This is a genomic window from Cupriavidus numazuensis (genome assembly GCF_905397435.1).
GTDB classification, from domain to species: Bacteria; Pseudomonadota; Gammaproteobacteria; order Burkholderiales; family Burkholderiaceae; genus Cupriavidus; species Cupriavidus numazuensis.
In genome coordinates, this window is record NZ_CAJPVI010000073.1 from 1 (window position 1) to 21,344 (window position 21,344).

General features: G+C 63.9%; 18 protein-coding genes. 14 read left to right on the forward strand and 4 right to left on the reverse strand.

Translation table 11 applies throughout. The annotated features are described in order from the left end of the window. The first annotated feature begins 629 nt into the window (after positions 1-629). The 5 genes from KHO41_RS36140 to KHO41_RS36160 all read left to right on the forward strand — a co-directional run bounded on the left by KHO41_RS36140 (position 630) and on the right by KHO41_RS36160 (position 6,482). Positions 630-1,292 carry a response regulator transcription factor gene (locus KHO41_RS36140; RefSeq protein ID WP_211958028.1) on the forward strand — a complete coding sequence of 221 codons (663 nt, stop codon included), beginning with the start codon at positions 630-632 and terminating at the stop codon, positions 1,290-1,292. Between the two features lie 79 nt (positions 1,293-1,371). Then, a complete protein-coding gene (locus KHO41_RS36145; protein WP_211958029.1) occupies positions 1,372-1,929 on the forward strand; it encodes a fimbrial protein in 558 nt (185 codons plus the stop codon). A 64-nt stretch (positions 1,930-1,993) separates the two neighbouring features. Then, positions 1,994-2,767 carry a fimbria/pilus periplasmic chaperone gene (locus KHO41_RS36150; RefSeq protein ID WP_211958030.1) on the forward strand — a complete coding sequence of 258 codons (774 nt, stop codon included), beginning with the start codon at positions 1,994-1,996 and terminating at the stop codon, positions 2,765-2,767. A gap of 62 nt (positions 2,768-2,829) precedes the next feature. Further along, positions 2,830-5,448, forward strand: a complete 2,619-nt coding sequence (locus KHO41_RS36155) for a fimbria/pilus outer membrane usher protein (protein WP_211958031.1) — start codon at positions 2,830-2,832, stop codon at positions 5,446-5,448. Next, positions 5,445-6,482, forward strand: coding sequence for a fimbrial protein (locus KHO41_RS36160; RefSeq protein ID WP_211958032.1), 1,038 nt, complete (start codon positions 5,445-5,447; stop codon positions 6,480-6,482). Before KHO41_RS36155 ends, KHO41_RS36160 begins: the two co-directional genes overlap by 4 nt. A gap of 16 nt (positions 6,483-6,498) precedes the next feature. Here KHO41_RS36160 and KHO41_RS36165 read toward each other — a convergent pair whose 3' ends face one another. After that, complete coding sequence (locus KHO41_RS36165) at positions 6,499-8,121, reverse strand: sigma-54-dependent Fis family transcriptional regulator (protein ID WP_211958033.1); 1,623 nt, start codon at positions 8,119-8,121, stop codon at positions 6,499-6,501. Positions 8,122-8,460: 339 nt separating this feature from the next. Here KHO41_RS36165 and KHO41_RS36170 point away from each other — a divergent pair, with 339 nt between their 5' ends. The 9 genes from KHO41_RS36170 (at position 8,461) to KHO41_RS36210 (ending at position 16,418) form a co-directional block, all read left to right on the forward strand. Then, positions 8,461-8,715, forward strand: coding sequence for a phenol hydroxylase subunit (locus tag KHO41_RS36170; protein ID WP_211958034.1), 255 nt, complete (start codon positions 8,461-8,463; stop codon positions 8,713-8,715). A gap of 47 nt (positions 8,716-8,762) precedes the next feature. Further along, positions 8,763-9,785 (forward strand): aromatic/alkene monooxygenase hydroxylase subunit beta, encoded by a 1,023-nt coding sequence (locus tag KHO41_RS36175; RefSeq protein ID WP_211958035.1) that lies wholly within the window; start codon positions 8,763-8,765, stop codon positions 9,783-9,785. A 16-nt stretch (positions 9,786-9,801) separates the two neighbouring features. After that, the gene (locus KHO41_RS36180) at positions 9,802-10,074 is read left to right on the forward strand and encodes an MmoB/DmpM family protein (RefSeq protein WP_211958036.1); all 273 of its coding nucleotides are present in this window, start codon (positions 9,802-9,804) and stop codon (positions 10,072-10,074) included. Between the two features lie 49 nt (positions 10,075-10,123). Continuing rightward, the gene (locus tag KHO41_RS36185; RefSeq protein ID WP_211958037.1) at positions 10,124-11,716 is read left to right on the forward strand and encodes an aromatic/alkene/methane monooxygenase hydroxylase/oxygenase subunit alpha; all 1,593 of its coding nucleotides are present in this window, start codon (positions 10,124-10,126) and stop codon (positions 11,714-11,716) included. A gap of 20 nt (positions 11,717-11,736) precedes the next feature. Beyond that, a complete protein-coding gene (locus tag KHO41_RS36190) occupies positions 11,737-12,099 on the forward strand; it encodes a phenol hydroxylase subunit P4 (RefSeq protein WP_211958038.1) in 363 nt (120 codons plus the stop codon). A gap of 16 nt (positions 12,100-12,115) precedes the next feature. Continuing rightward, positions 12,116-13,174 carry a phenol 2-monooxygenase domain-containing protein gene (locus KHO41_RS36195; protein ID WP_211958039.1) on the forward strand — a complete coding sequence of 353 codons (1,059 nt, stop codon included), beginning with the start codon at positions 12,116-12,118 and terminating at the stop codon, positions 13,172-13,174. Positions 13,175-13,220: 46 nt separating this feature from the next. After that, on the forward strand, positions 13,221-14,138 hold the full coding sequence (catA, locus tag KHO41_RS36200) for a catechol 1,2-dioxygenase (RefSeq protein ID WP_211958040.1): 918 nt from the start codon (positions 13,221-13,223) through the stop codon (positions 14,136-14,138). Positions 14,139-14,397: 259 nt separating this feature from the next. After that, on the forward strand, positions 14,398-14,781 hold the full coding sequence (locus KHO41_RS36205) for a hypothetical protein (RefSeq protein WP_211958041.1): 384 nt from the start codon (positions 14,398-14,400) through the stop codon (positions 14,779-14,781). 476 nt (positions 14,782-15,257) lie between these two features. After that, positions 15,258-16,418: a monovalent cation:proton antiporter-2 (CPA2) family protein gene (locus tag KHO41_RS36210; protein WP_211958042.1), complete on the forward strand. Its 1,161-nt coding sequence runs from the start codon at positions 15,258-15,260 to the stop codon at positions 16,416-16,418. A gap of 72 nt (positions 16,419-16,490) precedes the next feature. Here KHO41_RS36210 and KHO41_RS36215 read toward each other — a convergent pair whose 3' ends face one another. The 3 genes from KHO41_RS36215 to KHO41_RS36225 form a co-directional block, all read right to left on the reverse strand. Continuing rightward, positions 16,491-19,211: an ATP-binding protein gene (locus tag KHO41_RS36215; protein ID WP_211958043.1), complete on the reverse strand. Its 2,721-nt coding sequence runs from the start codon at positions 19,209-19,211 to the stop codon at positions 16,491-16,493. Further along, the gene (locus KHO41_RS36220) at positions 19,208-19,978 is read right to left on the reverse strand and encodes a response regulator transcription factor (protein ID WP_211958044.1); all 771 of its coding nucleotides are present in this window, start codon (positions 19,976-19,978) and stop codon (positions 19,208-19,210) included. Before KHO41_RS36220 ends, KHO41_RS36215 begins: the two co-directional genes overlap by 4 nt. Before the next feature lie 258 nt (positions 19,979-20,236). Beyond that, the gene (locus KHO41_RS36225; protein ID WP_376989942.1) at positions 20,237-21,166 is read right to left on the reverse strand and encodes a response regulator transcription factor; all 930 of its coding nucleotides are present in this window, start codon (positions 21,164-21,166) and stop codon (positions 20,237-20,239) included. Positions 21,167-21,344: the final 178 nt, after the last annotated feature.

The following is a 21,344-nucleotide window of genomic DNA, read 5'->3' on the forward strand; positions in this document are numbered from 1 at the left end:
CTCTACGCGCATGCAATGCGCCCAAGGCATCGTCACCGAGGCGCGGTTAGGACTAGACCTCAGCGGTCTTACTCCGACCCGCGCGTAGCGCAGCCGTAGGCGTCCCCGTGAAGGCAATATTAGTAGAGACCACTCCGTAATCCGGGTTCGCTCGTACGCGCTGTCCCATCCTAATCATCTACGCGGCAGGCAGTCCAGCGGTCCTCTGATGCAACAACGGCATCGAGCCCTTGATTGACGTCGTAAACGCGCTTTTGCCTCCTTTTGTCGCTCGGACAAAAGGAGGTCGCCGGCTACGCCGGCGAAACAGCCGCGCCAGCGAAGAGCGATAACCCACCCCCAACGAGAAGCCCCGTCGGCTACGCCGGCGAAACAGCGACGCATGCCAAGAACAATACCCCCGCAATTCGGCGATGACCCTTAAATTTGTGCGCCAAAAAGCTCTTTTTTTCAAGGCGCCGTCATCAGACTGCCGCTTCGCGTCGAACAAACCCGCCCCGCGCGTCTGAAATTTCCGATAGGGCAATCAGCCCGTGCCCAATGTCCCGCAAAGGGTAGGAAACCTACTATCCCGGCAGTACGCGAACCACAGCGCGTTCGCATCCCCATCTGCCAAAGGAGACGTAGCGATGATCAGGGTATTGGTTGCCGATGACCATCCGATCGTCCTCAGCGGCATCCGCCAGGAGCTGAGCCGCCAGGCAGGAATGGAGATGGTCGGCATGGCCAGGAACTCCACCGAACTGATCCGTTTGCTCGACGCTACCGCCTGCGATGTGGTCGTCACCGACTATTCGATGCCCGGGGGCGAGCATGGCGATGGGATCGCGATGCTGGAAATGCTGCGACGGCGTTATCCGAACACGCGCATCGTGGTGTTCACGATGCTCGAGAACGCCTTGTCGATCCGGAATATCCGCAGCGCCGGGGTTCCGGTCGTGCTCAGCAAGACCGATCCGCTGCACCACCTGGCACCGGCCATCCGCGCGGCGTTCAGCGATCTGAGCTACGTACCGCCGTCGCTGCGCGAGATGGCTGAAATGGGCGAGATGCCCGATACGTCCGTGACAGGCGAGGGCGGACCCGAAAGCAAGCTGTCGCAGCGAGAACTCGAGGTGCTGCGCCAATGCGCAGCGGGCATTTCGCTGATCGAAATTGCGCGGCAGGCAAACCGCAGCCGCAAGACCATCAGCGTGCAGAAGAACATGGCGATGAAGAAGCTCGGCCTGAGCACCGGTTACGAGCTGTATCAGTACGCCATCGCGCATGGCCTGCTTCCGGGCAGGCAATAAGGCGTGAATAGCGCAAATGGCGTGATTCACGCCTTCCACGGCCGCGCGCCATTTTTTTTCAACCCAGCACAGAGACAAAATGAATACCAGGCTTTTTACCGCACTGCTGATGGCCGGTGCCGCAACCGGTGCGCCATACGCGCAGGCATCGGACGGCACGATCACCTTCAAAGGGCAGGTCACCGATACCACCTGCACCATCACGACGGGCAACGCGGGCAGCTTTACCGTGACGCTGCCCAACGTGTCCAAGACCAACCTTGCCGCCGCCGGCAGCACCGCCGGCACAACCGGCTTCTCGATCGCGCTGAGCAACTGCAATCCCGCCAGTGGGAACGTCCATGCCTTCTTCGAAGCGGGCGCCAATGTCGATCCCGCGACCGGACGACTCGTCAACACCGATGATATTGGCAGCGGCGGCGCGGCCAACGTGCAGATCGGGCTGCTCAATCCGTCGAGCGGCAGCCTGATTTCCATTGGCGCCTCCGACGGCGCTGCGCAGAATTCGATGGCGCAGCCGATCAAGCCGGATGGCACGGCACTGCTGCCGTACGCGGCCCAGTACGTAGCGACAGGCGGCGCGGCCGCTGCCGGGTCCGTCTCGTCCAGCGTCACGTACATCCTGTCGTATCAGTAAGGCTGCGGCGCCGGAACAGGCGCCGCCAATGGCGGTCCTGTGTTCCGGCCCTGCTGAAGTGCCAATGCCCAACCACCTCCTGAACACACGGCGGCCCTGCATGGCCGTGCTGCTTGCCGCGCTGCTCGTTTTCGGCGCCATCCCGATCACGCCGGCCCAGGCCTCGGTGGTCATCGCCGGCACGCGCGCCGTCTACAATGCCCGCGATCGCGAAGTCACGATCAAGCTGACCAATGAAGGCAACGCGCCGGCGCTTGTGCAATCCTGGTTCGACAAGGGCGATCCGGCAGCGCCGCCGGCAAGCATCAGCGTGCCGTTCGTGCTGACGCCGCCGGTCGCGCGTATCGATCCCGGAAAGGGCCAGAGCCTGCGCATCGTCTATACCGGCGAGCCGCTGCCCGAGGATCGTGAATCGGTCTTCTGGCTCAATGTGCTGGAGATACCGCCCAAGCCGAACGCGCAAGAGACTGGTCCCAACAAGCTGCAACTTGCATTCCGCTCGCGCATCAAGTTCTTCTATCGGCCCGAAGGGCTGAAGGGTGCACCGGGCGAGGCGCCGGCGAAACTTGTCTGGCGACTCGCGCGAACCGACGGCCGGCTGCTGCTCGAATGCCGCAACCCGACGGCGTTCCACGTTTCGGTGGTCAGCGTCGAGCTGTCAGCCGCCGGAAAGCGTGCCGTCAACGAGCGCGGCGCCATGGTGGCCCCCGGCGACACCCTCCGGTTCCCCCTCAACGGCGACCTCCCGTCCATCCCGGGCATCAAGGTCCGCTACCACACGCTCAATGACTGGGGCAGTTCGAACGACGGCGAAGCGCCACTGGACAACGTCAGGTAGCCGTGCCGTACCCAGCTGCCGCGATGGCCGCGCGCCGGTTCGATCGGCCCCAGGAAATCTCAATGCAAGTCAGAAGAAGGCAGCGCCTGTTTCCTTCCCGTCTGTGTCCCTGCTGCGTAGTGGTGCTGTCGCTATTTAGCGCGTCGACCGGCCGTGCCGCCACGGCTGGCTCGGGCGACGTGGAATTCAATGACGCATTCCTGCGGCAGCCCGGCGGCGGCAAGCTCGATGTTTCGCGCTTCAATGAGGGCAATGTACCGTTGCCCGGGACCTACCGCGCCGACCTGCAGGTCAACGGGGCCTGGCTTGGCATGGCGGAGATCTCGCTGCGGCAGGCGGGGAATGATGCGCGCAATGTCCAGCCCTGTTTTGACCGCATGCTGGTCGAGCGCGCAAGGGTGGACGTTACGCGGCTGCCGGCCCAATCCGCCGATCGTCTTGCTCACGCAGCAATGGGGGCTTGCATGACGTTGCCGGAGCTGGTTCCTGGGGCAAGCGCCGTCTTCGACAACGGCGAACTGCGGCTCGATCTGAGCGTGCCCCAGTCGTTCCTGAGCCGCAGCGCGCGCGGCTATGTCGATCCTCGCTACTGGGACGAGGGTGTCAATGCTGCACGCCTTGCGTACAACGCCAACGTGTATCACACGGAGAGCACCGGCGTTTCGTCAACGCAGGGCTATCTCGGCCTGAATGCCGGCGTCAACATCGGTCCCTGGCGTTTCCGGCACTATGGCAGCCTCTCGTACGATGCGGTCGCCGGCAATCGCTACCAGTCAGTCCAGACCAGCCTGCAGCGCTCGATCACGCCGATGCGCAGCCAGCTGGTGGTGGGCGATGCGTTTACGGACGGCGCCATGTTCGACAGCTTCGGCTTTCGCGGCGTGCAGCTCGCCACCGACGATCGCATGCTGCCCGAGTCGCAGCGCGGCTACGCACCGACTGTCCGGGGTATTGCCAACAGCAACGCGCGGGTGCAGGTGCGGCAGAACGGCAACCTCATCTACGAGACCACGGTCGCACCGGGCTCGTTCGAGATCGACGATCTCTACGCAACCGGCTACGGTGGCGACCTGGAAGTGCTGGTTACCGAGGCGGACGGCAGTGTCCATGCTTTTTTCGTACCTTACGCGCCCGTCGTCAATGCCTTGCGCCCCGGCGTCTGGCGCTATAGCGTGACATCGGGCCAGTACCGCAACACCGGCGTGCAAAGTACACCGCTCTTCGTCCAGGCGACGGTGCAGCACGGGATCTCCAACCTGTTGACCGGCTATGGCGGATGGCTCGCTGCGCAAGGCTATTTCTCGTTCGTCCTCGGCATGGCAATGAACACGCGCTACGGCGCATTCGGCGCTGACGCTACGCATGCGAGCACGCGCCTGGCCAGCCAGCCCGACCGCAGCGGCCAGAGCGTGCGCGTGTCCTACAGCAAACTGGTCTCGCCCACGCGCACCAACGTGACACTGGCCGCCTACCGATACTCCACGAGCGGCTTCCTGAACTTTGCCGAAGCGGTGGCGACGCGCAGCCTCGATGATCCGAACGCCGCCCCCGTGCCTGGCGCCGTTCGGCGCGGGCGCCTGCAACTCACCATCAGCCAGGGCATGCCGGCGGGCTATGGCAACGTGTACCTGTCAGGATCCACCCAGGACTACTGGAACCGTCGCGGCCGTGACACCCAGTACCAGGCCGGGTACAACAACAGCTACAAGCGCGTCAGCTATGGCATCTCGGCGGCGCGGCAGATCAACCTCGGCACTGCCAGGTGGGAGAACCGCGTCATGCTCACGGTCGGCATTCCGTTGGGCAGGTCGCCGCACGCCCCCTATGCGATGACGAGTCTGCAGCAGGACTCCGCCGGTGTCATGGGCATTCAGGAATCCCTGACGGGCACGCTCGGCGCGGACAGCAATGTCACGTACGGACTTAATGCGAGCCACAGCAGTGGCCGCGGCACCGTCACCAACAGCGTGGCCGCCAATGCGGGCTATGTCTCGCCAATCGCGACGCTGACCGCCAACGCGAGCCGGGGCAACCAATACAGCCAGTATGGAGCAGGCGTGTCCGGCGGCATCGTTGCATACGCCGGCGGGGTGACGTTCACATCCGCGCTCGGCGATACCGTCGCCATCGTGGAGGCCGCGGACGCTACCGGCGCGCGCGTGGCCAATACCAATGGCCTGCGGCTCGATCCGTGGGGCCATGCGGTCGTGCCGAACCTGATGCCGTTTTCGCGCAATCCCATCGAGATCGACCCCAAGGGCCTGCCGCTCGATGTCGAGCTGCGTTCAACGCTGCAGCAGGTGGCGCCGACGTCGGGTGCCGTGGTCCATGTACGGTTCGATACCGGCAAAGGCGGCCGGGCGGCGATCCTGCGTGTGCGCACGCCCGACGGCACGCCGTTGCCGTTCGGCACCGAGGTGTTCGACGCCGACGGGAACCTTGCGGGAACCGTCGGCCAAGACGGGCGGCTCCTTGCGCGCGGGCTGACACGGGACGCCGGCGTGCTGACAGCAAAATGGGGACCGCTGCAGGCGGACACGTGCGCGTTCCGCTATGCGCTGCCGGCATCCGCGGGCAATCCGGGTCGCGCATTGCCCCGCGCCGACGGTGTATGCGGCGACCTCGCTTCGGCCGTGGTGTCCATGAAACGCATCCATCCGGATGCACAAGGAGCGCAATGATGGCCGTGCTCGACTTCAGCGCGAGAGCAAGGGCCGCGCTCCGCAGCCTGCTCGCCGCGATGCTGCTGCTGGTATCGCAGGCAGCCCATGCGGTCTGTACCGCAACGCCCGCCATGCCGTACCTGCAGGCCATGAACGATATGGCCGTGGTGACCACGCTGCCGGTGGGCAGCACCATACCGGGCACCGTGCGCAACTACACCTTCAGCGGAACGTGCGACAACGTGCCATCACACGTGGTGCCTGGTGCGCAGATCGTGGCCTGCTACTACGGTTCGGGCACTGAGGGACCGGACGGTGTCTACTCGACAGGCGTGCCGGGTATCGGCATTCGCATGCGCAATGCCGCGGGGCAGCCCATCGCTCATGCAGCGGGCGTCTGGTGCAACACGACGGGGGAAGGGCTCGGCACCCTGAACGCGGACATGACGTACGCGGTTTCAGTCTCGATCGAGTTCGTCAAGACCGGCCCCGTCACCGGCGGCACGATGGACCCGTCACAAACCCGGTTTGGCTTTGGGGTCTACCAGGGCTCGACCGCGGGTGCGCTTGGCGGGAGCGGGAACAACTATATCGGCTTCAGCGGCAATGCCGTGCCACGGCCCATCACTTGCAACGTGAACTACCCGTCAACCGTGACGCTCCAGCCTGTTCGCGCGGCCGACCTGCGCTCGCCGGGTGCAACAGCGGGGACGGTGCCATTCTCCATAGCGGTGACGTGCGACACGCCCGCCATCATCGGCGTCACCTTCGACGCGGCGCCCGGCACCCCGATACAGGCGGCGCAGGCGGGCGTGCTCGGGCCGTCGGAAGCCGGTGCACAGGGCAGCGCCGCTGGTGTTGGCTTCCAGATCGTGACCGGAAGCAGCGATCAGCCGGTGGCGCTGCAGGGTCGCAATGCGCTGGGCACTATCCAGGCAAACGTTCCGGCCTCGTACAGCTATGCGGTCCGCTACACCAGGCTGAACAACGGCTTGCCGGTGACGGCTGGTACGGTGACCAGCGCAGCGACGTTCACGTTCGACTACGAATAGGCAAACAGCTCCGCCACTACTTCTTCAGCCGATATGCGAGCTGCGGGCGCGTGATGCCCAGCATGCGCGCGGCCGATGACAGGTTGCCGCGTGTCGTGTCGATTGCCAGCTGCATCAGCCGCGCTTCGATCTGTGGCAGCGACACCTGCTGATCGAGCAATTTCTGGATCAGCGCATCGGCATCTTCGGGTGCCTCGGCAGCGGCCTGCTGGCTCGCGAACAAGTGCGACGTATCGATCAGGCCGGCAGCGGGCGCCAGCAGCACGCCGCGTTCGATCATGTTTTCGAGTTCGCGGATATTGCCGGGCCACTGGTACTGCATCAGCGCATCGCGCGCGCGCTGGCTCAGTCCGCGCACCTGCTTCTGGTAGCGCGCGTTGAAGCGCTGGATAAAGGCCTGCGCGAGTTCGGGAATATCTTCGCGGCGCTCGCGCAGGGCAGGGATGGCGACGGGATAGGTGCTGATACGGTAGAACAGGTCCGCCCGGAACTGTCCCTGCCGGATTGCCTGCGCCAGGTTCACGTTGGTGGCCGCAATCAGCCGCACATCGATCTTGCGTGTCTCTACACCACCGAGCCGCTCGACCTCGGCGTTCTGCAGCACGCGCAGCAGCTTGACCTGCGCCGACAGCGGCAGGTCGCCGATTTCGTCGAGGAACAGCGTGCCGCCGTGCGCGCGCTCGAAGCGGCCGGGCCGTGACTGCTGCGCGCCGGTGTACGCGCCTTTCTCCACGCCGAACAGCTCCGATTCGATCAACTCGTGCGGGATCGCCGCACAGTTCACGGCGATGAACGGTTGCTCGCTGCGCGGGCCGTGGTCATGCAGCCAGCGCGCGAACATCTCCTTGCCGGCGCCAGTCTCGCCGGTCAGCAGCACGGTGATATGGCTGTCGGCCGCGGCGGACAGCAGGCCGAAGGCTTCGCGAAAAGCCGGGGACTGGCCGATCAGGTTGCCCTGGTTTGCGCCGCACAGCGTTTCACGCAGCGTGCTGACTTCCTGCTGCAGCGTGAGCAGGTCGCTGATGACCGAATCGGGCTCGAAGTACTTCAGGTAATCGGGATCGTTCCATTCCTCGGCCGGCTTGCCGACGATGCGGCACAGCGCGTCGAGCCTCCGCTGGCATTCGGTTTCCTTGTAGATGACCAGCCGGTCCATGAACGTGCTGCTGTAACCGGACGCATAGCCCAGCTGCACCCAGCAGCCGCCTTCCTCGCGGCTCAGCGACTCGTTGAAGGGCGCTTCGCCTTCCCATGAATCCTGCCAGAGGAATTCGCCGTAGAAGTGGCCGGTGTCGCGGTTGATCTCCAGGCGCACGGGGTCGACCCTTGTCACGCCTTCGAGCATGTGGAGCTGCGGCCCCAGCAGGAAGGCGTCGTTCGGCGAATGCTCGAGTTCTTCCTTGCGCTCGCGCTTGACCATCTCGGCATCGCGCATGCCCTGCGCGTAGCCCATGCGGATCAGCAGGCCCTTGCCGCGCTCCAGGCCAAGCGTGTCGAGGATCTCCTTGCGCAGGTAGCTCAGCGCCTCGGTGTGCATCAGCACCATGCGGGAATCGCCCAACCGGATCTGTGCGGCCTTGGGGTCGATCGTCAGCAGCGAAGCCAGGTCGAACGGCGGCTGCTTGGGGGGCGCGGTCATCTCATCTCCAGAATGCCTGCGGGCGCGAATCGATCCGGAGGGGAGCGTCCTGGCCTCGGTTTTCCGTAGCCTAACACGCGCGTTCGGGGCCTACGCAAGCGCTACCGCCCGAGCAAATACCGCGTGGTGCGCCGCAATAACGGCGGATTTGATCATTTGGTGAAAACCGGCTTTTTCATCTCATCAAATCATCAAGCGACCGCGACGCGAAAACTCCGCCCGGATTCCCGCAAGCCCTTGCGGCATATGGGTTGGCGGCTCGTGGCACGGCCTTCGCTATATGTCTCCTCATCAAAAACAGCGCACGCCAGCCGGCGTGCAGCGCAACAGGAGCGAGACATGACCACGCCCGTCGTCCCATCCGCCTCGTCAGCTTCCCGCCGGTCGCAGCCTTACGTCCGCGTGACGTCACGCGACCCGCAATGGGTCGAGTTCGAGTTCTCGCTCGGCGACCCGGCGCTGTACGTAGAGCTGGTCATGCGCCCCGAGCAGTTCACCGCGTTCTGCACGGCGCAGTGCGCCATTACGGTGTCGCACCAGCTCGGCCGCGCGCTGGAACGCGAACGCGACAAATGGTGCGAGACCGTGGCCTGAAGCCACGGCAGCACGACATCCACCAGGGAGACAGGAGAGCCCACATCATGCAAATCGATATCCGCACGGACAGCGTCAGCCCGATCCGCCAGACCTTCGCCAACCTGGCACGCCGCCTCGGCGCCGACAAGCCGGCCACACGCTACCAGGAAGCGATGTACGACCTGCAGCCGGAAACCAGCTTCCACTACCGCCCGCTGTGGCAGCCGCAGTACGAGCTGTACGATGCGCGCCGCACACAGGTGGTCATGCAGGACTGGTACGCACTGAAGGACCCGCGCCAGTTCTATTACGGCAGCTACGTCAACGCCCGCGCCCGCCAGCAGGAGACGATGGAGAAGAACCTGGAGTTCGTGGAGAAGCGCGGCCTGCTGGCATCGCTGCCCGAACCGCTGCGCGAGCTGCTGACGATCGGCGTGGTGCCGCTGCGCCATGTCGAATGGGCCGCCAACATGAACAACGCCGCCATTACTGCTTATGGCTTCGGCTCCGCCATCACCGAAGCGGCGATGTTCCAGACCATGGACCGCCTCGGCATCGCGCAGTACCTGACCCGCATCGGCCTGCTGGTGGGCGACAAGGCGGCCGTCGATGCGGCCAAGGCGGCATGGATGGAAGACCTGGCGTGGCAGCCGCTGCGCCATGCGATCGAGGACCTGCTGGTGCGTGACGACTGGTTCGAGCTGCACGTGGCGCAGAACCTGGTGATGGACGGGCTGCTGTACCCGCTGATTTATCAGCGCCTGGATGCACGCCTGTCCGCCGAAAGCCCGGCGTTCTCGCTGGTCACCGACTTCATGAACGCCTGGTACGCCGAGACCGCGCGCTGGGTCGACGCCACGATCAAGACCGCGGCGCAGGAGTCGCCCGAGAACGCCAGCGTGATTGCCGGCTTTGCCTTCACGTGGCTCGACCGCTTCCACCACGCGCTGGCGCCGCTCGCACGCCGCCTGTTTGCCGGGGAGGCCGCGGCCGCGCTGGACGAGACAGTCGCCGCGCTGACGAAGCGGCTTGCCGGGCTGGGCCTGGTCCGTGCCACTGACGATACGCCGGCCAAAGCCGCTGCCTGACACCGAGGAGACCGCCATGACCGCACAGATCGTATTCATCGCCCTGCAGGCCAACGAAGAGATGCGTCCCGTCATCGACGCCATCGAGGCCGACAACCCGCATGCCACCGTCAACCGCTACCCGGCCATGGTCAAGATCGACGCGCCCGGGCGGCTCGAGATCAACCGCGCGAGCGTGGAAGAGCGCATGGGCCGCACATGGGACGTGCAGGAGCTGCAGCTCGGCCTGATCTCGCTGGCCGGCAACATCGACGAAACCGAAGACCAGTTCGTGCTGGCCTGGCACTGAGCCGGACATCGAACCGCAAATCGAACAGCACATACCAGGAGACAAGAACATGACCACCGCTACCGCCATCGCCTCCGCCGCGCGGCAGGCTGCCAGGCCCAAGCTGTCGCTCAAGGAGAAGTACGCGATCCTCACGCGTGACCTCGGCTGGGAAACCACTTACCAGTCGATGGATGCCGTATTCCCGCAAGACAAGTTCGAAGGCATCGTGATCCACGATTGGGACGGCTGGGAAGACCCGTTCCGCCTGACCATGGACGCGTACTGGAAATTCCAGTCCGAGAAGGAGCGCAAGCTGTACGCGATCATCGATGCGTTCCAGCAGAACAACGGCCAGCTCAACGTCACCGACGCGCGCTACGTGAACGCGCTCAAGCTGTTCCTGACCGGCGTGTCGCCACTGGAATATGCCGCGCACCGCGGCTTCGCGATGGCCGGCCGCACGCTGCGCGGCGTGGGTGCGAGGGTTGCGTGCCAGATGCAATCGGTCGACGAGCTGCGCCACTGCCAGACCCAGATCCACACCATCAGCCACTACAACAAGTACTTCAACGGCTTTGCCGACTGGCGCCACCTGCACGACCGGCTGTGGTACCTGTCGGTGCCCAAGTCGTATTTTGAAGATGCGATGACGGCAGGGCCGTTCGAGTTCATCACGGCGATTTCGTTCTCGTTCGAATACGTGCTGACCAACCTGCTGTTCATGCCGTTCATGTCGGGCGCGGCCTACAACGGCGACATGGCCACCGTGACGTTCGGCTTCTCGGCACAGTCGGACGAATCGCGCCACATGACGCTCGGGCTCGAAGTGGTCAAGTTCATGCTGGAACAGGACCCGGCCAACCGCCCGATCATCCAGAAGTGGATCGACAAGTGGTTCTGGCGCGGCTACCGGCTGCTCACGCTGGTCGCGATGATGATGGACTACATGCTGCCCAAGCGCGTGATGAGCTGGAAGGAAGCGTGGGAGATCTACTTCGAGCAGAACGGCGGCGCGCTGTTCGCCGACCTGGCGCGCTACGGCATCCGCATGCCGAAGTACCACGAGCAGGCCGCGAAGGAGAAGGACCACCTGTCGCACATCGCATGGTCGATCTTCTACAACTTCAACCATGCCGCCGCCTTCCACACATGGGTGCCGGAGCCGTCGGAAATGGAGTGGCTGGCAGAGAAGTATCCCGACAGCTTCGAAAAACACTACCGTCCGCGCTTCGACTACTGGAAACAGCAACAGGAAGCAGGGCAGCGCTGGGTCAACCCGGGCCTGCCGATGCTGTGCCAGGTGTGCCAGATCCCCATGGCCTTCACCGAGCCGGACGATCCCACGCAGATCTGCTACCGCGAGGCCGAGCACGACGGCGACCACTACCACTTCTGCTCCGACGGCTGCCGCGACATCTTCCTCGGCGAACCCGAGAAGTACGTGCAGGCGTGGCTGCCGGTGCACCAGATCTTCCAGGGCAATTGCGGCGGCGCCACGCTGCCCGAAGTGCTCGACTGGTACCACCTGCGTCCGGAAGACCGCGGCGACTATGCCGATTCGCAAGACCGTGCGAACTGGCAGCGCTGGACCGGGGCCCCGAGCACGCAGGCAGCGGAGCAGGGCGGCAACGCCTCGTGCTGCGATCACAAGCACGACTGAACAAGACACCGGAGACCACCATGCCAGTTATCGCACTGAACCCGGGGTACGCAGGCGAAACCCGCGACCGCGTCGAGAACTTCCACGGTAACCAGCTCGTGTATTTCGGCTGGGACCAGCATCTGCTGTTCTGCAGCCCGTTCACGCTGCCTCTGCCGCCCGACATGCCGTTCGGCGCCATGGTCAGCGATGTCATCGCGCCGCTGCTGGCGGCCCACCCCGAAGGCGCGGCAATCGACTGGACGCAGGTGCAGTGGCTGCGCGGCGGCGAACCCTTCGCGCCAGCTGCGAACGCCAGCCTGGCCGCCAACGGGCTCGGCCACAAGTCGCTGCTGCGCCTGCGCACGCCGGAACTCCGCGGCATTGCCGGCTCGTGCAACTGACCTGATGGAGGCTGTCATGACCTACCAACTGACCATCGAGCCCCTCGGGCAGACCATCGACATCGAGGAAGGCCAGACCGTGCTCGACGCCTGCCTGCGCGCCGGCGTGTGGCTGCCGCATGCCTGTGGCCACGGCCTGTGCGGGACCTGCAAGGTGCAGACCCTCGAAGGCGAACTCGATCACGGCGAAGCCTCGCCATTCGCGCTGATGGATTTCGAGCGCGAGGAAGCCAAGTGCCTGGCCTGCTGCGCCAGGCCAATGTCCGACATGGTGATCGAGGCCGATATCGAGCCCGATCCCGATGCACAGTGCCTGCCGCTGATGGATTTCACCGCGGAAGTCGTGCGCATCAAGGCGTTGACGCCGACCATCAAGGGCGTGTTCCTGCGCATCGAGGGCGAGTCGCTGCAGTTCCAGCCGGGCCAGTACGTCAATGTGTGGATCGGCAAGGAAGCCGCGCCACGCGCCTTCTCTGTCGCCAGTGCGCCGTCCGCGAACGAGATCGAGCTGAACATCCGGCTCGTGCCTGGCGGCAGTGCGACGACCTACGTGCACGAACAACTCGGCGTGGGCGAGCGCCTGCAGCTGTCGGGCCCGCTGGGCCGGTTCTTCGTGCGCAAGAGCGATCCGCGGCCGCTGGTGTTCATGGCGGGCGGCTCGGGACTGTCGAGCCCGCGTTCGATGATCCTGGACCTGCTGGAATCGGGTGACCAACGCGAGATCGTGCTGGTGCAGGGCGCACGCAATGCCGGCGAACTGTACTACCGCGATGCGTTCGAAACGATCGCGCGGCAGCACGACAACTTCACCTACCTGCCGGTGCTGTCGGGCGAGCCCGAGCAAAGCGACTGGGCCGGCGAGCGCGGCTACGTACACGACCTTGCGGGCCGGCACTTCAGCCACGACTTCCGCGGCTGGCGCGCTTACCTGTGCGGGCCGCCGCCGATGATCGAGGCATGCATCGCCACGCTGATGCAAGGCCGCCTGTTCGAGAAAGACATCTTCACCGAGAAGTTCCTGTCGGCAGCCGACGCGAGCCAGGCCACCCGCAGCCCGCTGTTCCGCTCGCTCTGACACCGCAGCACCTGCCACATCACCCACAAGGCCATAGGAGACAACCATGGACAAGATCGCCATCGATACCGTACTGAACCGCATCGAGGAAACCACGGGCCAGAACGCCAACCCGCGCATCGCCGCCATCGTGCACCGGATGGTGCGCGACCTGTTCTACATGATCGAGGACCTCGACATCCAGCCCGAGGAGTTCTGGGCCGGCCTCAACTACCTGGCCGAAGCAGGCCGCAGCGGCGAACTGGGGCTGATCGCCCCCGGGCTTGGCTTTGACCACTTCCTGGACCTGCGCATGGACGAAGCCGAGGCACGCGCCGGCATCGCCGGTGGCACGCCGCGCACGATCGAAGGGCCGCTCTATGTGGCAGGCGCACCCGTCGCGCAAGGCGAGGCACGCCTCGACGACGGCACCGACGACGGCGAGGTGCTGGTAATGGAAGGGCAGGTGTTCGACGGCGCCGGCAAACCGCTGGCCGGCGCGAACGTGGAAGTCTGGCATGCGAACTCGATGGGCAACTACTCCTATTTCGATCCGACCCAGAGCGCGTTCAACCTGCGCCGTACCATCGTGACCGACAGTGAAGGGCGCTACCGCCTGCGCAGCATCGTTCCCGTCGGCTACAGCGTGCCGCCGGATGGCGCCACCGAACGCCTGCTGAAGCAACTCGACCGCCACGGCACGCGGCCGGCCCACATCCACTTCTTCGTCTCGGCGCCGGGCCATCGCAAGCTGACCACGCAGATCAACATCGACGGCGACCCGTACCTGTGGGATGACTTCGCGTTCGCCACGCGCGAAGGGCTGGTGCCGCCGGTGACACGCGTCGACGACGCAGCAGCGATGCAGGCGCTGGGCGTCGACAAGCCGTTCTCGCTGATCCGGTTCAACTTCACGCTGCATGCCGACAAGGCTGAAGCGCCGCAGGCTGAGGTCGCGCGGCAGCGAGCGGCAATGCCTGCCTGAGGTAAGGCGCCAGCGTGCGCGCTAGCGGCATGCTGGTGCGTCCCAAGCCTATGCGGCGTGCATGTGTTGGTGCTGTGCCAACAGTGCGGAAGCGGTCGAAAGTCACTGACCGCCCGCGCTGCATGGCGTTTTCAGCACTAACCGCCGTATGAAGACATTCCGCCATTTCCAATGCGCCGTGCAAAGCACCAACGCGGGTGGCTGGCGGGAAACTTGCTTCTCCTCCTGTGTGACGCCACTTGCACAGTCTGGAGGTTCCATGCACGCACGCATTACCGCCCACAGGGGAATTCTGGTTGTCGAACTGGTGCAGAACCGAGCGACGGAGGAGGGCACCCGCTCTAACCTGGACAAGCTTCGCAGCCTGGGCACGATCATCCATGACACCCGCCGGCACCTCGGCGTTTCTGAGGAAGCGCTGTCGCTGCTCCGCGTAGTGAAACGCGGTCTTGAACGCATCGGCGATTTCGCGTGGTTCCGCAGCGACGACGGCACGGACCATTTCGCCTGGCTTGGCGGTCCGAAGCGGCTGGTCAACCCGAGTGAAGTTGCCACGGCACGGACCTACGAGATCCTTGCGCACCAGGTCATCCCCAACGAGGTTCCCGAAGGCGCAAGAGCGGCCATCGAAGCCAACTTCTGACGATTTCCGGGTAATCCCCGACTCCTGCCACGAGGCTGCGGCCTAAGGGAAATCCCCGGAAATGTGCGCCAAAAACTGGGGTATTCTGGTGCTTGGAAGTCACATCGCGGCTTACAGTGAGACAGATATCGGACCGGGCTTCCACGAGGGGACACCATGACATCCTTTTTCACGACTTTCACCGCGGGTGTTTCAATCGACAGACGCCCCGACCACTATCCGCCTGCGGCGCCGGAGCAGCCGGTGCAGCAAGCGCAGGCCGCCACGCCGGACGCGCGAGCGTCCCTGTTGACGGCAGCCAGACGCCGATTTGATGCACTGTGCGTCGTCTGGCGCAAGCTGCGCCTGTAGCGGCCAGCGTCTGCAGACGCCGTCATTCGTCCTTTGAAGTCGCCTCACCATGTGCTTGACTGTCAACAGTACAAGCGCTGACCGGCACTGATCCCGCTGCCCGTTGTCGCTTCCGGAGGGCGACGATGGAGCAACTGCTGGTTGATTCGGTTGTATTTCTTGCGGCGGCGCTGATTGCGGTGCCGCTGTCGGTACGCGCTGGCTTTGGCTCCGTCCTCGGGTACCTGATCGCAGGCGTCGTCATCGGGCCATGGGTCCTCAGGCTTGTGACCGATGTCGATTCGATCCTCGACATTTCCGAACTCGGCATTGTGCTGATGATGTTCATCATCGGCATCGAAATGGATCTCAAGAAGCTTTGGGCCATGCGCCGCGCCATCTTTGGCTACGGCGGCATCCAGGTCGCGCTATGCGCAGCGCTGCTCGCGGCCATCTTCACGATATTCGGTGCCCCGTGGCGCGTCGGTGTCGCCGCCGGCTTCGCGCTATCCCTGTCGTCGACCGCCATGGTGATTGCGATCCTGGAGCAGAACCGCGAGATGGATACGCCGGTGGGCCAGACCTGCTTTGGCATCCTGCTGTTTCAGGACATCGCCGCAATACCCATGATCGCGCTGCTGCCGCTGCTTGCCCCGACGCCGATCGAAGACAACGATCCGAGCGGCTGGTTGATGACGGCAAGGGCGCTGGCCATGCTGGCCGCCGTCGTCTTTGGCGGCCGCTTTATCCTGCAGCATGCGCTGCGCATCATCCAGCGAAGCGGTACCCGCGAGATTTTCACCATCTTCGCGCTGCTCTGGGTGATCGGCATTTCATTGCTGATGCATGTGGTGCACCTGTCCATGTCCCTTGGTGCCTTTGTCGCGGGAATGCTGCTCGCGGGCTCCGAATCGCGTCACGAAATCGAGGCTGACATGGCACCGTTCAAGGGCATCCTGCTCGGGCTCTTTTTCATTGCGGTGGGGATGTCGATCGACTTTCGCGTGCTGGCGGACAGGCCATGGCTGGTCGCGATGCTGGTCGTTGTGCTTGTCGGCGGCAAACTGCTGGCCCTGATGTTCCTGGCCAGCAAGATCAACCTGCCCCGCGAGCAGCGCATCTATTTCGCGATCCTGCTGTCGCAGGGCGGCGAGTTTGCCTTTGTCGTGACAGCTGCGGCACAGGCCGCGCGCTTGCTCGACAACGAGCAGTTGTCGATCGTCACGGTGGTTGTCGCGTTGTCGATGGCGACGACTCCGTTGCTGCTCCTTGCATTTCGGAAGCTGATAGCAGTGCAGCCGGCTTAGGTCACTGCACCACGCGGCACGCGTCGTCAGTAACTGCCCGCGCCTGAACTCGCTTTGGCCCCGGTATTTCCTCTAGCATGACGCGATGGAGGCCGGCGCATTCGTGCCGATCATCGATTGAAGCTCGTCAAGCTCGCCACGCTTGGCCAACTGCCTGATCCTGGCGGCGAACGGTTCGCAGGCGGGGTCCAGGGAGGCAACGTTCTCTGTCCAGTCCAGCAAGTCCGAGACAGCGCCGAGTTCAGCGAGCATGCGCGCTTCGTCCAGCAATCGCTTCGTGGGGGGCTTGAGCACCACGACCTCTGTTGCCGTGGAAGTCGGTGACTGGTCAGGACGGGAAAGATTCAGGAGGTTGGCGATCGTGTTGCGCAGGTCGGCGAGACTCACCGGCTTTTGCAGATATGCGTCAAAGTCCTCGCCGGTCATTGTGCGATGAAGCGGTACCGCTGACATCATGATCACCGGCAGGCGCGGGTCCCGGCCACGCGCCGCATGCAGTACCGCCTGACCGGAAGCGCCCGGCATCAACTGGTCTGTCACCACGAGCGAAATTGGCGCGCCTTCCGGGGACGCCAGGCGTTGCACGGCCGAAGCACCGTCGGCGAACACTTCCACCTCAAAATCAAGACTCAGCAAATCCCCGCGCAGAAGTTCGCGGATCTCGTCGGTATCTTCGGCCACGAGCACACGGTGCCCATGGCCGTCGATCTGGGGAAGGGCGGCGGCCGGCTCCTGCATGCGCACATTGCTGATCGCGGCTTCATCCGTCTCGTTGACGAGCAGTTCCATGACGACGGTGGTTCCCGCGCCAGGTACGCTCTCGAGGTGCAACGTCGCTCCCATCCGGCTGGTCCAGAGTTTGACGATGGAGAGTCCGAGACCAATCCCGGGCCGATGATCGCCCTGCAGTGCGCGCACGAACGGCTCGAAGATGCGTGCCTGGTCTTCGGTGGCAATGCCGCAGCCGCTGTCGGCCACGGAGATACACAGACTCCAGCGGCGGTGTGTCGTGTCGACCACGCGGCCAGTGACCGTCAGGCCAATCGTGCCGCGCTCAGTAAACTTGGCGGCGTTGTCGAGCAGATTGCCGAGCACCTGCTGCATGCGCCGATCGTCAAGCTCGATCACGGGCGGCAAGTCGCCGGCGATATCGACGGAGAATGCATTGCCGCCACGTACCGCGAGGGCAGCGCCGTGCTGCGCGACGGTGTCCAGCAGCGCATAGGTATAGACCGGCTGCGGAGAAAGCGCCTCTGCAGCCCGTCCGTTTGCGTAGTCGATCAGGTCGTTGACCATGCCGAGCATATGCGCTGCGCTACGGCGGATGATGCGTCCCCGTTCGGCATCCTCGCGGCCATCTGCCTGGATGAGGTCGGCGAAGCCGATGATCGACGTAAGCGGTGTACGAAGATCATGGCTGATCCGCGCGAGAAAATCGGTCTTGGCCCGGACCGCGTCATCGGCGCGGACGAGTGCTTCCCGCAGTTCGCGCGTGCGCGTTGCCACCGCCTGCTCCAGCTTTTCCCGAGTCGCCTCGCGCTCTGCCGCCAGCGCCTGTTGCGTACGCTGCTGCCTGAGGACCAGCTGCCGCGCCCTTCCGCCGATCACCAGCGAGAGCAGGACCAGAACGCCAATACTGTCCCAGATCTGAGCGGTGCCCGTGTACCACGCCGGGGAAGCCATTCCGGCGATGGTCGCCAGTCGTGCAAACAGCGTGGCGCAATCGGGCAGGAACGCAATGAGGATCAGGCGCGCATTCGGTATCCGTCGGCGGACTCCATCCGCAAAAGAGGCGATCCAGACCAGATTGCAGAGGAAGACGCCTTGCACCCCAAGCGCTGCGCTCGTTCGGTAGTCACCGAACGCTGCCCAGACAGCGGCGCCTGCAATCCCGACGATCACCGCCGAGTAGATCCATCGCCAAACCCGAAACCGTTCGAACCCGAGGAATGTCATCAGAAGGGAGGAGAACAGCGCGACGCTGGCGTTGCCGGCGATGCTCGGCAACCGTACCACCCATTCCCCCCCTTGACTGAGGCACAGCGCGTACAGAAGGCCTTCAAACGCCAGTTCATACACGACTTCGGCAATGACGGTTGCTGTCAGCAATACGAAGATCCGGTCGCGCCAGACCACTGCCAGTACCGCGGCAATGGCAGCCATCGCCAGCATCGCGCCCGTCAGCAGCATGTGGCCGGTTGTCTGCCACAACTGGGCGTCCTGAAATGCGCTCGGATGCCATACCTTAAGCGACAAGGTCAGGGCCGACCGGCTGCGTACACGGACCAGATATTGCAGCTGCTCGCCTGGTGCGAGCGTGACCGGGAATGCGATCTGTGCAGAATCGATCGGCCGCTCCGCCAGCGGTGCGCCCACCCCTGACCGATAGCGTTCCCTGGCGGTAAGGCGCGCGTCGTCGACGCTGTAGAACGACACGTCCTCCAGCCGGACAGGATTGACCGATACCCAACGTGTCACCGTCTGTGTGCCACGGTTGACAAACGTGCCCGCGATCCAGACCGCCGAGCGGGTAAAGCCGCGGGAAAGCGTGCGCGGCGTCGCAGGAAGCCAGTTCGATTGACGCAGGACCGCGCCCGCGTCCAGGCTGTTTGATGGATCATCGAACAGCAGGAGTTCCGTCCGCAACGCGTGTTCGGTATCTACCGTGGCGATGTCGACCGCTTGCGGCCAGGGTGCCTTGGCAGCCAGAGCATGATGCGTCCAGATCAGGGCCAGCAAGGCGAATATGAACGCACCGCATGCGCGGGAAAATGGCAGAGTCACTGACTTCATCGTAATGCGCTGTTGCGGTCTCGCGAATTCCGCATGTCGGTCGGAGATATGCCAAATCGCGCTTTGAATGCGGTCGAAAAGTTTGCACCGTTCGTGTACCCAACCCGCATGGCGATCGTCGCAATGTCACTATCGGTTTCAAGCAGCATGCGTTTCGACTCTCTCAAACGCTCTTCCCGGACGTAATCGAAAACCGTGAGGCCTGTGCAACGCTTCAGGGCAAGCGACAGTCGCCGCGCAGACGTGCTGGTCTGGCGCGCCAATGTTTCAACATCGGGAACATCGACGAAGTTTCCCAGTACGATGGCCCGTACCTGGCGAAAGAGGGCAACGTCAAGGCTCGTAGCTTCAGTGCCTGGCGTGGCGATTTCGACCATCGGCGCCGGAACGCTCGATTCCAGTTCGAGCGTCAGATGGATGGCGAGCCGCAGTCGTACTTCATCGAAGTGAAATGGCTTTGTGATGTAGTCGATCGCACCGGCCTCAAGCCCTGCGACACGTTCTTCGGGATGACAGGACGCCGTCAGGAAAATGACCGGAATCTCGCGCGTGGCCGGATCGTCCTTCAGTTGCCGGCAGGCCGACATCCCGTCGCAGCGGGGCATCGAGATATCCATCAGGATGAGATCGGGCCGGCATGCACGCGCCTTGTTCACGCCGTCCAGGCCGTCGCTCGCCATGTAGACGCGAAATCCCTGCTGACCCAGAAAATCGGCAAGCAGGCTGCGATCACTGGCGTGATCATCGACAACGAGGATACGAGTCATGGCGCGGAGGAACAATAGGCGAGTGACGGGACTGATGGCGGGACAGCGCCGGCAGCCCGTTCCCGAAACCGCGGATGACAGCGCGAGCCTGTGGCGACCGGCACGGAAGCCTGCTCGCTGGCGATTCGGTGCTGCAGCCAGCATAGAGGCCCGTACGATAGCGGATTGCCGGTCAGGCGAGCCGATGTGTCGCCGCATCTCGGAGAAAATGGTCATCTGAAAAACAATAATGACCGATTCGCAAAGGTCGCTGCACGATCAAGTCTCGACGTAATGCAGGCGAGATTCGTTCGGCGACATGCCGAATCGCCTCCGAAAGGCCGTCGAGAAGTTCTGCCGGGTCGTGTATCCGATATCACTGGCGATGGCTTGAATATCGATCGTTGTCCTGGTCAGCAGGCTCGCAGCGTATTGCATGCGTGCCTCGAACAGGAAATCCAGGACTGTAACGCCCGCACACCGCTTGAATGCCTGGTTCAGGCGCAACGTGTTCGTGCTGAGCGCCTCCGCAAGATTCGGAACTGCCGGTGTCTCATGAAGCCTCGATAGCAATCGGCGGCGCCCATCCCGGAACAAGTGCGAGTCCAGCGCATTGTTTCCCGCCATCTGGACGCCCGTGTCCCGGCTGTGGCGGCCTGCACGCGCATGGATGCTCAGGCGAAGCGCCACTTCCTTCAACTCGAACGGCTTGACTACATAATCGATCGCGCCCGACTGAAGGCCTTCGACACGCTCGGCCGGCTGACCGGCCGCGGTCAGGAAGATGATTGGAATCGTGCGCGTGTCCGATGCCGATTTCAGCAGTCGCGACGCCGTCAGTCCGTCGCAAACCGGCATGCTGACATCCATCAGGATCAGGTCCGGAAGAATCGCCAATGCCTTCCTGAAGCCGTCGTGGCCGTCTTCCGCCAGGTAGACGCGGCTGCCTTGGGTACCGAGGTATTCCGCCAACAGACGGCGATCGTCGGGATTGTCGTCGACAATCAGGATGCGCAGCCCCACAAGGGCATCGCAGTGCGCTTGTGCAACAGCGCTGGACATAACAACTCCGTCTTCGATATTGGGCAGAACGGGGAACAGGCGCTTGCCAGGGAGGCTGCGCACGTCCCGCACGGTCTTCTGCCGGTGAAACGCGAAAGCCTGAGTTATCGGACGAAACAGGCCGACCTTGAGGGCGCCGTCTGCCATAGCCCGCCAGGAAACTGGGGGCGCCGCCTAAAAAGCCCGCCGAGGGGCCCGCCGATACGACGCACCCGACACGTCATTCGTCAAGAGCCAGATCCGCGTTTAGTCAGCGTTTGCAGAAAAGTTTGCCTCGATCAAACTCTGGATGCAGTTGCGCAAAGGTGCGCACTTTCCAGCGAGA

What these genes read in the sequence shown, in the direction of transcription:
- KHO41_RS36140 (WP_211958028.1), top strand. Translation starts at nt 630, where the DNA reads ATGATCAGGGTATTGGTTGCCGATGACCATCCGATCGTCCTCAGCGGC.
- KHO41_RS36145 (WP_211958029.1), top strand. Translation starts at nt 1,372, where the DNA reads ATGAATACCAGGCTTTTTACCGCACTGCTGATGGCCGGTGCCGCAACC.
- KHO41_RS36150 (WP_211958030.1), top strand. Translation starts at nt 1,994, where the DNA reads ATGCCCAACCACCTCCTGAACACACGGCGGCCCTGCATGGCCGTGCTG.
- KHO41_RS36155 (WP_211958031.1), top strand. Translation starts at nt 2,830, where the DNA reads ATGCAAGTCAGAAGAAGGCAGCGCCTGTTTCCTTCCCGTCTGTGTCCC.
- KHO41_RS36160 (WP_211958032.1), top strand. Translation starts at nt 5,445, where the DNA reads ATGATGGCCGTGCTCGACTTCAGCGCGAGAGCAAGGGCCGCGCTCCGC.
- KHO41_RS36165 (WP_211958033.1), bottom strand. Translation starts at nt 8,121, where the DNA reads ATGACCGCGCCCCCCAAGCAGCCGCCGTTCGACCTGGCTTCGCTGCTG.
- KHO41_RS36170 (WP_211958034.1), top strand. Translation starts at nt 8,461, where the DNA reads ATGACCACGCCCGTCGTCCCATCCGCCTCGTCAGCTTCCCGCCGGTCG.
- KHO41_RS36175 (WP_211958035.1), top strand. Translation starts at nt 8,763, where the DNA reads ATGCAAATCGATATCCGCACGGACAGCGTCAGCCCGATCCGCCAGACC.
- KHO41_RS36180 (WP_211958036.1), top strand. Translation starts at nt 9,802, where the DNA reads ATGACCGCACAGATCGTATTCATCGCCCTGCAGGCCAACGAAGAGATG.
- KHO41_RS36185 (WP_211958037.1), top strand. Translation starts at nt 10,124, where the DNA reads ATGACCACCGCTACCGCCATCGCCTCCGCCGCGCGGCAGGCTGCCAGG.
- KHO41_RS36190 (WP_211958038.1), top strand. Translation starts at nt 11,737, where the DNA reads ATGCCAGTTATCGCACTGAACCCGGGGTACGCAGGCGAAACCCGCGAC.
- KHO41_RS36195 (WP_211958039.1), top strand. Translation starts at nt 12,116, where the DNA reads ATGACCTACCAACTGACCATCGAGCCCCTCGGGCAGACCATCGACATC.
- catA (WP_211958040.1), top strand. Translation starts at nt 13,221, where the DNA reads ATGGACAAGATCGCCATCGATACCGTACTGAACCGCATCGAGGAAACC.
- KHO41_RS36205 (WP_211958041.1), top strand. Translation starts at nt 14,398, where the DNA reads ATGCACGCACGCATTACCGCCCACAGGGGAATTCTGGTTGTCGAACTG.
- KHO41_RS36210 (WP_211958042.1), top strand. Translation starts at nt 15,258, where the DNA reads ATGGAGCAACTGCTGGTTGATTCGGTTGTATTTCTTGCGGCGGCGCTG.
- KHO41_RS36215 (WP_211958043.1), bottom strand. Translation starts at nt 19,211, where the DNA reads ATGAAGTCAGTGACTCTGCCATTTTCCCGCGCATGCGGTGCGTTCATA.
- KHO41_RS36220 (WP_211958044.1), bottom strand. Translation starts at nt 19,978, where the DNA reads ATGACTCGTATCCTCGTTGTCGATGATCACGCCAGTGATCGCAGCCTG.
- KHO41_RS36225 (WP_376989942.1), bottom strand. Translation starts at nt 21,166, where the DNA reads ATGGCAGACGGCGCCCTCAAGGTCGGCCTGTTTCGTCCGATAACTCAG.